10 protein-coding genes are annotated in these 11,854 nt (G+C 72.1%); 3 read left to right on the forward strand and 7 right to left on the reverse strand.

From position 1 onward, the window contains the following. The first annotated feature begins 197 nt into the window (after positions 1–197). Positions 198–1,685, forward strand: coding sequence for an MFS transporter (locus tag DRB89_RS20600; protein WP_112449396.1), 1,488 nt, complete (start codon positions 198–200; stop codon positions 1,683–1,685). Between the two features lie 21 nt (positions 1,686–1,706). Here the strand turns inward: DRB89_RS20600 and DRB89_RS20605 are convergent, their stop codons facing one another. Beyond that, entirely contained in the window at positions 1,707–3,755 is a 2,049-nt protein-coding gene (locus DRB89_RS20605; RefSeq protein WP_112449397.1) for a glycosyl hydrolase family 28-related protein, read from the reverse strand. A gap of 118 nt (positions 3,756–3,873) precedes the next feature. Here DRB89_RS20605 and DRB89_RS46355 point away from each other — a divergent pair, with 118 nt between their 5' ends. Beyond that, positions 3,874–4,257, forward strand: coding sequence for a DUF6629 family protein (locus DRB89_RS46355; RefSeq protein ID WP_343234532.1), 384 nt, complete (start codon positions 3,874–3,876; stop codon positions 4,255–4,257). 408 nt (positions 4,258–4,665) lie between these two features. After that, the gene (locus DRB89_RS20615) at positions 4,666–6,321 is read left to right on the forward strand and encodes a GMC oxidoreductase (protein ID WP_112449398.1); all 1,656 of its coding nucleotides are present in this window, start codon (positions 4,666–4,668) and stop codon (positions 6,319–6,321) included. Between the two features lie 131 nt (positions 6,322–6,452). On the opposite strand, the gene DRB89_RS20620 is transcribed toward DRB89_RS20615, so the two are convergent. The 6 genes from DRB89_RS20620 to DRB89_RS20645 all read right to left on the reverse strand — a co-directional run bounded on the left by DRB89_RS20620 (position 6,453) and on the right by DRB89_RS20645 (position 11,774). After that, entirely contained in the window at positions 6,453–6,932 is a 480-nt protein-coding gene (locus DRB89_RS20620) for a carboxymuconolactone decarboxylase family protein (protein WP_112449399.1), read from the reverse strand. After that, entirely contained in the window at positions 6,929–8,011 is a 1,083-nt protein-coding gene (locus DRB89_RS20625) for a dihydrodipicolinate reductase (protein WP_112449400.1), read from the reverse strand. Before DRB89_RS20625 ends, DRB89_RS20620 begins: the two co-directional genes overlap by 4 nt. Positions 8,012–8,110: 99 nt before the next feature. After that, a complete protein-coding gene (locus DRB89_RS20630) occupies positions 8,111–8,290 on the reverse strand; it encodes a DUF6126 family protein (RefSeq protein WP_112449401.1) in 180 nt (59 codons plus the stop codon). Between the two features lie 16 nt (positions 8,291–8,306). Beyond that, positions 8,307–8,978 carry an XRE family transcriptional regulator gene (locus DRB89_RS20635; RefSeq protein ID WP_239516253.1) on the reverse strand — a complete coding sequence of 224 codons (672 nt, stop codon included), beginning with the start codon at positions 8,976–8,978 and terminating at the stop codon, positions 8,307–8,309. A gap of 103 nt (positions 8,979–9,081) precedes the next feature. Beyond that, the gene (locus DRB89_RS20640; protein WP_112449402.1) at positions 9,082–10,182 is read right to left on the reverse strand and encodes a M20 family metallopeptidase; all 1,101 of its coding nucleotides are present in this window, start codon (positions 10,180–10,182) and stop codon (positions 9,082–9,084) included. Further along, positions 10,179–11,774, reverse strand: coding sequence for an ATP-dependent DNA ligase (locus tag DRB89_RS20645; protein ID WP_112463374.1), 1,596 nt, complete (start codon positions 11,772–11,774; stop codon positions 10,179–10,181). The genes DRB89_RS20640 and DRB89_RS20645 overlap by 4 nt, the downstream gene beginning before the upstream one ends. Positions 11,775–11,854 lie beyond the last annotated feature (80 nt).

The raw sequence follows: 11,854 nt of genomic DNA on the forward strand, positions 1-11,854 counted from the left end.
GATGGTGCGGTTCGTCGGCTGTCGCGTTGTGCCACGTGTGGTCTCCTCGTACGCCGTGTGCAGGTCGTGCGGAAAGGGTGTGCGTGACGTGCGCGGGCCATGGTGCGGGAGGTGTCATGCTCCGTACAAGAGGGCCTAATGAGCCGTACCGCCGCCGCCGGGTGGCTGTTCCCGGCCATGCGGGCCAGCCTGGGGGGATGACCGATCCCGTCTCCCCGCCGCCGTCCCCCGGGGTACGGCTCGGGACCGCGCAGGGCCGGTGGATCGTGCTGACCACCGTGCTCGGGTCCGCCATGGCGCTGCTCGACTCGACCGTGGTCAACGTCGCCCTCCCGCGCATCGGGCGGGATCTCGGCGCGGATCTGGCCGTGCTCCAGTGGACGGTCAACGCCTACCTGCTGACGCTCGCCGGGCTGATCCTGGTCGGCGGGGCCCTCGGCGACCGGTTCGGGCGGCGCCGGATCTTCGTGCTCGGGGTGGTCTGGTTCGCGGTGGGCTCGCTGCTCTGCGGAATCGCGCCGAACGCCGGGGTCCTCATCTCGGCCCGCGCCCTGCAGGGCGTCGGCGGCGCCCTGCTGACCCCCGGCTCGCTCGCACTGATCCAGGCGTCCGTCCATCCCGACGACCGGGCCCGCGCGGTGGGGCTGTGGTCGGGGTTCGGCGGGGTGGGCGCGGCCGTCGGGCCGTTCCTGGGCGGGTGGCTGGTGGACGGGCCGGGCTGGCGCTGGGTCTTCCTGCTGAACGTGCCGGTCGCCGCGCTGTGCGTCCCGGTGGCCCTGCGGCACGTACCGGAGTCGCGGGATCCGCAGGCGCACGGGCGGTTCGACGTGGCCGGCGCCCTCCTCGGCGCGGCCTCGCTCGCGCTGGTGACCTACGCGCTGATCGAGGCCGGGTCCGGCTCCGCCCTGGTACCGGGCGCGGCCGTCGCCGGCGTCCTGCTGGCGGCCGCCTTCGTGATGGTCGAGCGGCGGCGGGCCGATCCGATGGTGCCGCCGGACATCTTCGCCTCGCGCCAGTTCACGGCCGTCAACCTGGTCACCCTGTGCGTGTACGCGGCCTTCGGCGGCTTCTTCTTCCTCGTGGTGCTCCAGCTCCAGGTGGTCTGCGGCTACTCCGCCCTGGCCGCCGGGGCCGCCCTGCTGCCCACCACCGCCCTGATGCTGCTGCTCTCGGCCCGCTCGGCCGAGCTCGGCGAGCGGATCGGCCCGCGGATCCCGCTGACCGCGGGGCCCCTGCTGTGCGCGGCGGGGATGCTGCTGATGCTGCGGGTGGGCCAGGAGGCCTCGTACGTAGGGGACGTGCTGCCGGCGCTGCTCGTCATGGGCATGGGCATGGTGACCCTGGTGGCCCCGCTGACGGCGACCGTCCTGGCCTCGGTGGACCCCGGCCGGGCGGGCCTGGCCAGCGGCATCAACAACGCCGCCGCGCGGGCCGCCGGGCTCCTCGCGGTGGCGGCGCTGCCGCTGCTGGCCGGGATGGGGCCGGACTCCTACCTCTCGGCCGGCGCCTTCGACGCGGCCTTCGGGCGGGCGATGCCCTGGTGCGCGGGGGTGCTGGTGGCCGGCTCCGCCGTGGCGTGGGCGACCGTACGCTCCCCCGCGCCCGGGGCCTGCCACCCGCAGTGCCGTACGAACTGCGCGGTCACCGCCCCGCCGCTCGAACCCCCGGGAGCGGCGGAGCGGTGACCCTGCCGGCGGGCGGGCCCCCTACCAGGGGCTCGGCGCCGGCGGGGCGACGACCGGCGGGCGGTCGTCACAGGTGATGGTGTTGGGCAGTTCCCAGCCGGCGAGCCAGGGGCCCGCCGTGCCGCCGCCGTCGTTGCCGCCCCGGTCGACGAGGGTGAACTCCGATCCGGTGGCGGGGAAGTTGAAGGAGCCGCAGTTGTTGACGCCGACGGCCCCGACGCCCCGGGCGTCGACGTTCTCGAAGCTCGCCGAGCCGGCCGCCCGCGCGCTGACCACCGAGGTGCCGGTGCCGTCCACCCGGACGTCCTTGAAGTGGACGTTCTCGATGCGCACCTTGTCCTTCACCGGCCAGTCGCTGACCAGCATGACGGCGTTGTAGGTGCTGTCGAGGAAGGTGTTGGAGGTGACCTGGACGTCGGCCCGGTCGATGCTGCGGTCCAGGGCGTAGAACCAGATCGCGCCGAGCCCGATGTTCCAGTTCAGCTCGTACGTGCCCGCGCGCGCGGTGGTGTTGCCGTCGATCCGCAGGCTCCCGGTGAAGGGTTCCGCGCCGAAGCGGGAGCCGACGTGCAGGGCGCTGCCCTCGCGGACCGGGTCGGCGACGAGGTTGGCGCTGACGGTGGTGTCGGTGCCTCCGTAGATCGCGATGCCGTTGGCCAGGGTGGGGCTCTGCACGGTGTTGTGGTCGAAGGTGTTGCGGGCGTTCGCGGTCTTCTCCGACCACATGGCGAGGCCGTCGTCGCCGGTGTTGCGGACGAAGTTGTCCTGGGCGAGGGAGTCGGTGACCCCGGTGTGGAAGTTGAGGCCGTCGGCGATCTGGTCGGTGATGACGTTGCGGGTGACCTTCACGTTGCTCATCGGGCCGTCGAACCAGAGGCCCACCTTGGTGTGGTGGACGTACAGGGAGTCGACGGTGGAGTCGCTCATGGCTCCGCCGACGCCGTTGACCTGGTCGGTGTCCACGCGCTCGCGGACGTCGCCCTCGATGGCGAAGCGGGACAGGTGGACGTTCCGGCTGCCGCCGTCCGCCGCCTCCTTGCCGTAGAAGCCGACGCCCTTGCCCTTGACGGTGGTGTACCAGCTGCCCGCGCCGGTGATCGTGACGTCGTCCACGATGATGTGGCGATTGACCCGATAGGTGCCCGGCGGGAGGTAGACCGGGAGCCGGTGGCGCTTGGCGAAGGCGATGGCACGGTCGATGGCGTCGGCCGAGTCGCGCCGGCCGGTCGGGTCGGCGCCGAAGAGGAGGGCGTTGGCGGCGGCCGCCTCGATGTGCGGGGCGCCGACGCGCTGGGAGTCGAGCAGGTCGATCACGGTCCAGGCCGCGGGGCTCCCGGCCGGGACGGTGAGCCGGACCTTGTCGCCGGCCCGGTGGGTGCGGCCCAGCAGCAGGCGCTGCTCGTCGTACATGTGGGTGGGCCGGAACGGCTTGGAGATGACCGGCGCCGGGGTGGTGGCGGCCGGGACGCAGCCGCACTCGGTGATCCACCAGTCGGGGTGCAGCAGTTCGGCCCGCGGGTCGTTGCTGAAGGGGTACTGGTTGTACAGCCAGGAGTACTGGGAGGTCAGCGTCATGGAACGGCGGTTCTTGCCGTTCACGGTGACGTCGAGCGGAGCGGTGATGCCGCCGCCGGCCGGGGCGTCCGGGAGGCTGTAGCGGACGGTGAGCGCGTCGGCGTCCGCGGGGAGGGTGAACTCCACGTACTGGCCCGGCAGGAGCTTCACGGCCTTGCGGCCGGAGGCCTCGGCGGGCAGGGAGTACGCGGTGCGGTCAGGGCCGATGACCGTGCCGGAGGTGGCCGCGTTCTCCGCCTCCTGTTCGACGAAGTCCACGCGGGCGCCGCGGCCCTCGACCAGTGCGGGATCGAGGGCGGCCCGGGTGACGGCTGTGGACGCGGCCTTGGCCGGGTCCGGGGCCGCGGGCCGGGCTTCGGCCGCGCCGGCGGCCAGGGCGCCGAGGGCGCCGAGGGCGAGCGTGGACGCGGTGACCGCCGCCAGCGCGGCGGCGGCTCTTCTGGCGGCGGCTCTTCTGGGGACGGCTCTTCCGGGAACCGCTCTTCTGGGGGACATAGCCGGGACAGTAGGACTCTGCGCGCGAACCCAGCAAGAGTCGTGCAGAAATCTTCTCTCGCTTGTCGAATTCTTCCATGATTATGTGTCGTGGCAGACGGCGACGAAGCGGCCTACCGTGGGATCGGCAAGTCGCCATGCACTGGAGGGCGACGGCCCATCTGACGGCCGGGGCGGCCATCACCGCCACCGGGATCGCCTGCCTGGCCTGGCCCGCACCCGGCGGGCCCGGGACCTGCCGCTCGGCGCCCTGCTGATCTCCGGAGACCGCCTCCTGCGCCTCATCGGCCTGCTCATGGCCGCGGGAGCCCTCGTCCGCGCGGCGCTGTGGAGGCTCGAATTCGCCCCCCTGGTGCGCCTTCGCGGCGGCCGCATCGACGCCGATCCTGGTCTGGACCGGCCGCCGAGTGGATTCCCCTTGTGTACGAGAGGCCGCCGCAGGGCGCGCTCCGGGCCTGTAACACCGAAACAGGCGACGAACAGAAGCGCCCGGCGAAGGTAAAAAGATTCCGGACCGGATCATGGTCCCACCCTGCGGTTTGTCGCTTTTCGGCCGGGTGCCCCACGGGATGCAGCCACGACGGAGTGGCGGGGTCCGCCGGACTGCCGGGCTCCCCCGGGCCGGGCGGGCCGCCGTAACGCGTTCGACTTCTGACGTGGCGGATTCGGGCGGACACCCCCGCCGGCCACCCCTCGAACCTTCGGCGCAACCGTCACTGCGCGACCACCGGCCATCCACAGCGGGTCGTCATTCCCAGCATCCAATGGGACCTTCAACGCCCTTCCGGGGGAGGTCAGTTGATGTCCGCGGCGGCCGCGACCGGCGAAAGATACCTCGACGCATCTAGTGACTTCACAAGCACTCGGCAGTAGAACTCGTTCTCATTCCGCCTAGAGTGAGGAAGCTCACATGAGCGACAAAGGCCTGCACAAAACCGTCTCCAACGGCGTATCACGTCGTGGATTTCTGGGTAGAACTGGTTCCATTCTGGGGGCCATGGCGCTCTCGGCCCAGATCGCTCCCTCTCAGGCACAAGCCGCCACGTCCGGCGCGGCCGCCGCCGGGCCCATCGACAACGGAGCCCACGTACCCGCCCTGGTGATCGGCACCGGCTACGGCGGATCCGTCGCCGCGCTGCGGCTCGCCGAGGCCGGCGTGGACGTCCACATGATCGAGATGGGCATGGCCTGGGACACCCCCGGCTCGGACGGCAAGATCTTCTGCAACACGACCACCCCGGACTACCGGGCCTACTGGCTGCGCACCAGGACCAAGGCGCCCCTGAGCAACTTCCTGGGCTTCCCCATCGACAAGAACGTCCCGCGCTACACCGGCATCCTGGACGCCGAGGAGATGGGCGGGATCATCGTCTACCAGGGCCGCGGCGTCGGCGGCGGCTCCCTGGTCAACGGCGGCATGGCCGTGACCCCGAAGCGCTCGAACTTCGCCGCCGTCCTCCCGTCCGTGGACGCCGAGGAGATGTACAGCACCTACTACCCGCGGGCCAACGCGGGCCTCGGCGTCGGCCTGATCGACCCGGCCTGGTTCGACACCGTGGACTGCTACCAGTTCGCCCGAGTCGGCCGCAAGCACGCCCAACGCGCCGGATTCCCCTTCGTCTTCGTCCCGGACGTCTACGACTGGGACTACATGAAGCAGGAGGCGGCCGGGACCGTCCCCAAGTCCGCCGTGGCCGGCGAGATCCTCTACGGCAACAACGCCGGCAAGAAGTCCCTCCAGCAGACCTACATCGCCCAGGCGAAGGCCACCGGCAACGTCACCATCTCCCCCCTGCACAAGGTGACCTCGGTCTCCCCGGCCTCCGGCGGCGGGTACACGGTCGTCATCGACCAGATCAACACCACCGGCGACACCACCGGCACCAAGACCGTCCGCGCGGACAAGGTGTTCTTCGCGGCCGGCAGCGTCGGCACCAGCAAGCTGCTCGTCCGGCTCAAGGCCACCGGCGCGCTGCCCAACCTGAACAACGAGATCGGCAAGGGCTGGGGCGACAACGGCAACGTCATGTGCGGGCGTGCCAACCACATGTGGGACGCGACCGGCAAGGTGCAGGCCTCCATCCCCTGCGGCGGCATCGACAACTGGGACGCGGGAGGCGCCTTCGCCGAGGTGGCCCCGCTGCCGACCGGCATCGAGACCTACGCCTCGTTCTACCTGTCGATCACGAAGAACCCGCACCGCGCGGAGTTCACGTACAACGCGGCCTCGGGCGGCGTCGAGCTGAACTGGCAGACGGCCTGGAAGCAGCCCTCGATCGACATGGCCAAGACCATCTTCGACAAGATCAACAAGAAGGAGGGGACGATCTACCGGACCGACCTCTTCGGCACCAACAAGATCTGGGGCGACCACCTCACCTACCACCCGCTCGGCGGCGCCATCCTGAACAAGGCCACCGACAACTACGGTCGCCTGCACGGCTACACCGGCCTGTACGTCATCGATGGCGCGCTGATCCCGGGCAACACCAGCGTCAACCCCTTCGTCACCATCACCGCGCTCGCGGAGCGCAACATCGAGAAGATCATCGCCACCGACCTGTAGCACCGGCACAAGCGGTGGGACCGGTACGAGCGGCACGAGCGGCACGAGCGGTACGAGCGGTACGAGCGCAAAGGGCCGGGGCCGTCGGATTCACCGACGGCCCCGGACCCGTGTGCACCCCGCCCCGCGTCTCAGTGGCCGGGGAGGACGCACACGCTGTCGAGGCCGAGCACGTGGTTGAGCCGGCCGAAGGCCAGCCAGGACCCGATGCTCATCGTCAGCTCCACGATCTCCACCTGGCTGTAGCGCGCCGTCATCCGCTCCCAGAACTCCTCGTCGAGCCCGTGGTGGTCGAGGCAGTACCGCTCCGCGTACTCGGCCGCCAGCCGGGTGCGCTCGTCGAAGCGGTCCGTGGTGCGCCAGTCGGTGACGGCCTCGGGGAACTCGTCCTCGACCTTCTCCCCGTCCCGGTCCGTCCGCCAGTCCAGGCAGAAGACGCACCCGTTGATCTGCGCGACGCGCAGCCGGGCGGCCTCGAACTCCCGCAGCCCCAGGGTGGTGTGGGCGTACACCGACAGCGAGAAGTTGGCGGCGGCCATTCCGATGCCGGGTACCAGGTCACCCCACACGTACTCGATGGGGTGCTGTCCTTCGGGTACGTCGATCCTCATGGCTGTTTCCTTCCGAGCTTGCCGATGGCGGGGCGCAGCGGGACGTCCAGGGCGTCGTAGAGCCCCGGTTCGGCCTCCACCAGCCAGTCGATGGCGCCGACGAGGCGTCCGACGGCGGTGGCGTTGCCGCCGGCGGAGCGGTTCTCGCCCTCGTCGGTGGCCTCGATGGTGACCTCGATGTGCGGGCGGCCCTCGATGATCACCCGGTGGGCGCCGTCGCCGCCGTCGGGCGGGGTCGGCCAGTCGGGGGCGCAGGACGCGTGGATGCGGGTGACGTGCTCGATGACGATGCGGGGTTCGCCCCCGACGATGCCCTGCACCTCGAAGCGGACGGCCCCCTGGGTGCCGGCCTCGAACTCGCCCATCGTCCGCGTGCTGACGGTGGTGTCGAGGGCCCGGCGGTCCACGGTCTCGCGGATCTCGTCGAGTTCGACGCCGAGGGCCCGGGCCATCATCCGTATCTGCCCGCCCCAGACCATGGTGGGGATGGAGGGCATGAGCATCATCGGCTCGAAGTCCATGGGCTGGCCCATGCCGATGAGGAGGCGGACCGAGTCCGGCTGGTCGTAGGTGGAGTAGTCGAATATCTCCTGGCAGCGGATGACGTCGATCCTGGTGCCGAGTCCGCTGAGCAGGAGCGGGAGCACGTCGTTGCCCCAGCCCGGGTCGACGCCGGAAGCGAAGAGCGAACCGCCGCCCTCCGCGATCGCGGCGGTCACCGGATCGAGGAACTCCGGTGGTGCGCTGCGGTGGTCGTAGAGCGGATAGAGGGCGGGACTGACGACGACGGCCCCGCTGCGGATCGCCCGTGTGATGTCGGCGAGCGCGTCGTCGGGGCGGATGTCGCCGGAGGCCGCGTAGACGACCGCCTGCGGACCGGCGGCGAGCACCGCTTCTATGTCATCGGTGGCCGCGACGCCGACCTCGTAGTCGAGCCGGCCGAGTTCACCGGCGTCACGGCCGACCTTTTCTGGATTGTGAACGATGACGGCGGCCAGTTTCAGCGCCGGATGGGCCTCTACGGCACGGATGGCCAAACGGCCGACGTTGCCGGTACCCCAGACAACCGTGGAAATCATGCGCGGAGGGTAGCTTCAGGACCTGCAGGTTCCTAGAGCCGTGGCCGGAGAGGTTTGCCGGGTCACGATGCTGGACCGTGCGGAAATTCCGGCCCGCTGTCACTGGTTTTGCGCGCCCAGGACGAAGAGCAGGTAGACGAAGAACGCGAAGAGGTGGCCTACGAACAAGTAGGCGATGAGCCGGATGACGAGACCGCGCGGGAATTTCGACTCGATGCGCCGGATGAGGGCCGCCGGCCGGGGATCCCCCGCCTCGGGCTGCTGCTCTGTCTGGGACATGGGTACGGCTCCTCGGCTATCGGTGGTGCGTGGTGGTCCCGCCGCCGAGGCACAGCCCGGCGAGGCTGCTCTGCAGCAGGGTGTGGACGAACAGGAGGTCGGCCCCGGCCGCCGAGGCCGCGCCGATCCGGTGCGGGGTGAGCGAGTCGAAGTGCGCACTGTCCCCCTCCTCCAACAGGTGCTCGACGTCCCCGAGGTGCAGCCGCAGCCGCCCCTTGAGGACGTACAGCCACTCCTCCCCGGGATGTACGCGGACCAGCTCCCCCTGGCTGCGGCCGTGGGGGACGTGCACCCGCAGCGCCTGCATCCCGCGGCCGGAGCCGCCGGCCTGCCAGTACGTCCACCCGTCGGCCTCGCGGGCGCCCGGGCCGCCGGCCCGTACGATGGGGTCGGCGACCGCCGGGGTCTCCCCGAGCAGTTCCGAGACCGTCGTACCGTAGGTGCGGGCGAGCCCGAGCAGCAGCGGCAGCGAGGGCTGGCGCCGCCCGGTCTCCAGCCGCGACAGGTGCGCGGGCGAGAGCCGGGCCCGCGCGGCGGCGGCCTCCAGGGTGAGGCCGGCACGGCGGCGCAGCTCGCGCAGCTGCGGGGCCACGGTGGGCAGTTCGACGCCGGCGGCGCCACTGTCGTCGTCGGAGTCGGAGTCGGGGCCGGCCGCGTCGTCGGGGCCGGGGGCAGGGCCGGTTGTCATGCCCCGATTGAGCCAGATCCTTACCCCTGTGGCAATTCCCGTTGCCTCTGAGGCAAAATTGCGTCCCGCTCGACGAGGCCGTTGAGGTCCTGCGGGACCTCAACTAGCCGTTCTGGATCGCGTGGACGAGTCCGGCGACGAGTTCCGCGCGTTCGGCCATCGCCTCGACCACCACGTACTCGTGGTCCGCGTGGGCGCCGCCGCCGACCGCGCCGAGGCCGTCGAGCGTCGCCACGCCCAGCGCGGCCGTGTAGTTGCCGTCGCTGCCGCCGCCGACGGCCTTGCCCTCGATGCCGGGGAGCAGCCGCCGCGCCACGGCGAAGAGCTCGGCCGAACCCGATTCGGGCATCGGGGGCCGGCTGATGGCCCCCTGCACCGTGATCCGGGCCTCGTCGAGGTGGGGAGCCAGCGCGGCGAGCGCGGACTCGATCCGCTCCCGCTCGGCGTCCGATTCGACGCGGACGTCGACGATCACGGTCGCCTCCGCCGGAACGACGTTGTCCAGGGTCCCCGCTGACGCGACGGTCGGGGTGACCGTCGTGCCGGCGTCCGGCCGACCGAGGGCCGCGATGTCCAGCACCTGGTGGGCCGCCTCGATCAGGGCGTTGACCCCGGCCTCCGGCTCGAGGCCCGCGTGCGAGGCCCGGCCGGCGATGGAGACCTGGAAGGTGCCGCAGCCCTTGCGGCCGGTCTTCAGGGCGCCGCCGTCCGCGGCGCCCTCCAGCACGAGTACGGCGCCGCAGGCCAGGGCCCGCTCTTCGAGGAGGGCCCTGGAGCAGCGGGAGCCGACCTCCTCGTCCGCGGTCACCAGGATCTCGACGCCCGACCGGTTCTCCAGGGCCGCCAGGCCGTGCACGGCCTGTACGAGACCGCCGAGCATGTCGAAGACCCCGGGACCGGTCGCGTGCCCGTCCTCGACGGTGAACGGGCGGCGTTCGAGCGATCCGATCGGGAACACCGTGTCGTGGTGGCCGAGGATCAGCACCTTGGGATCGCCCCCGCCCGACCAGTGGACGTGCGGCCCCGCCTCACTGTCGACGAGGACGGCCTGCCCGCCGAGGCGGCTCTCGATGACGGCGGCGACGACCTTGGCCGACGCCGCCAGGGCGTCGGGGTCCCGCGAGGGGGACTCGACCTCGACCAGCGTCCTGAGGTCCTCGATCATCGCGTCGACGCTCACATGAACGGTCTTCCACATCGTCATTGCGCAAGGGTATCCGCCGCACCCGGACCGATGATCTTCTGAACGGCCCCGCCCGCCGCCGCCTCCCGGTCGCCGAGCACCGTCTCCACCGTGTCCGCCTCCTCCGCCCGCTTGTCGGGGCGGTGGCGCAGGACCCGCGCGAAGCGCAGCGCGACCCCGGCCGGGTAGCGCGGGGAGCGCTGCAGGCCGTCGTAGGCGATCTCCACGACCAGCTCCGGGCGGACCCGGACCGTGAAGCCGTCGTCCTCGACCGCGAGTTCGCCGAGCCGTTCGGTCTGCCAGCGCAGCATCTCGTCGGTGAGTCCCTTGAAGGTCTTGCCGAGCATGGCGTACGTGCCGTCGGCGGCCCGCGCGCCGAGGTGCAGGTTGGACAGGAGCCCGGTGCGCCGGCCGTGGCCCCGCTCGACGGCGAGCACCACCAGGTCCAGGGTGTGCACCGGTTTCACCTTGAGCCAGTGTTTGCCGCGCCGGCCGGCCGCGTAGGCGGAGTCGAGGGCCTTGACCATGACCCCTTCGTGGCCCCGGCTCAGGGTCTGCGCCCAGAACTCCCGGGCCTCGGCCGACTGCGCCTCCGGGTCCTCCACCACGAGCCGGCGCACCCGCCGTTCCTCGGGCACCAGGGCGGCCAGCGCCTCGTACCGCTCGCGGACCGGCGCGTCGAGGAGTACGTCCTCGCCCACCGCCAGGACGTCGAAGAAGAAGGGGGACACCGGGAGCGTGCGGCGGGCCGCCTCGACGTCGACCCGGGAGCCGACCCGGCTCGCCACCTCCTGGAACGGCACCGGCCTGCCGTCCGCCGCGGACCGTCCGATGACCTCCCCGTCGAGGATGAACCGCTCCCCCGGCAGCGACCGGGCGAGCTCGGTCACCTCGGGCAGCCGGTCGGTGATCTCGTCGAGGGAGCGCGTGTACACCCGTACGTCGTCCCCCTCGCGGTGGACCTGCACGCGGATCCCGTCGAGCTTCTCCTCCACCGCGCAGGGCCCGAGCGCGGCCAGCGCCTCGGCGACGGATCCGGCGGTGCTCGCCAGCATCGGCTGGACGGGCCGCCCCACGCGCAGGGTCACTTCGCGCAGGGCTGCCGCCCCGGCGGTGAGCGCGGTCGCGGCCACCCGCGGCAGGGATCCGTCGAGCATCGCGGCCCGGCGCAGTTCGGCGGCCGGCACCCCGGCCGCGGCGGCCACGCCCTCCAGGGCAACGGCGTCGAGCGCGCCCTGGCGGACCTCGCCGGAGACGAGGCTGCGCAGGAACCGCTGCTCGGCCTCGGTGGCGGCGCCGAGCAGGCCGTCCAGGATCCGGCGGCGCTCGGCCTGCGCGCCCGCCCCGGCGACGGCGGCGAGCCGGGTCACGGCGTCGTCGACGGCGGTCACGGTCAAGGTGGGCTCCGCGGCCGGCTCCACCTCCCGGGCGAGCGCGCGCCAGCCGATCCCGGGGCGGCCCTGCGGGAGCCGGCCCGCGAGGTAGGAGACCACCAGCTCGGCCTCTTCGGCGGGTGCGGCGGCGAACACCTCCGCGAGCAGGGCGGCCTTCCGGGACCGGGCGGAGGTCTCGGCGACCTCCCGGGACGCGCGCGCGACCTCGGCCAGCAGCATGCGCCCATCCTCCCGCCGGTCGGCGCCGGGCGCAGGTCGGCGCGTGGAGGGCGGGCCGCGCGTACCGCAGGCGCGGTATG

Origin of the sequence: Streptomyces sp. ICC4, assembly GCF_003287915.1 — a bacterium.
GTDB classification, from domain to species: Bacteria; Actinomycetota; Actinomycetes; order Streptomycetales; family Streptomycetaceae; genus Streptomyces; species Streptomyces tritrimontium.

Bases quoted from the DNA above. Each gene is read 5' to 3' on its own strand.
- DRB89_RS20640 (WP_112449402.1), bottom strand. From the start codon at position 10,182: ATGACGATGTGGAAGACCGTTCATGTGAGCGTCGACGCGATGATCGAG.
- DRB89_RS20600 (WP_112449396.1), top strand. From the start codon at position 198: ATGACCGATCCCGTCTCCCCGCCGCCGTCCCCCGGGGTACGGCTCGGG.
- DRB89_RS20615 (WP_112449398.1), top strand. From the start codon at position 4,666: ATGAGCGACAAAGGCCTGCACAAAACCGTCTCCAACGGCGTATCACGT.
- DRB89_RS20630 (WP_112449401.1), bottom strand. From the start codon at position 8,290: ATGTCCCAGACAGAGCAGCAGCCCGAGGCGGGGGATCCCCGGCCGGCG.
- DRB89_RS20635 (WP_239516253.1), bottom strand. From the start codon at position 8,978: ATGACAACCGGCCCTGCCCCCGGCCCCGACGACGCGGCCGGCCCCGAC.
- DRB89_RS20620 (WP_112449399.1), bottom strand. From the start codon at position 6,932: ATGAGGATCGACGTACCCGAAGGACAGCACCCCATCGAGTACGTGTGG.
- DRB89_RS20645 (WP_112463374.1), bottom strand. From the start codon at position 11,774: ATGCTGCTGGCCGAGGTCGCGCGCGCGTCCCGGGAGGTCGCCGAGACC.
- DRB89_RS20605 (WP_112449397.1), bottom strand. From the start codon at position 3,755: ATGTCCCCCAGAAGAGCGGTTCCCGGAAGAGCCGTCCCCAGAAGAGCC.
- DRB89_RS20625 (WP_112449400.1), bottom strand. From the start codon at position 8,011: ATGATTTCCACGGTTGTCTGGGGTACCGGCAACGTCGGCCGTTTGGCC.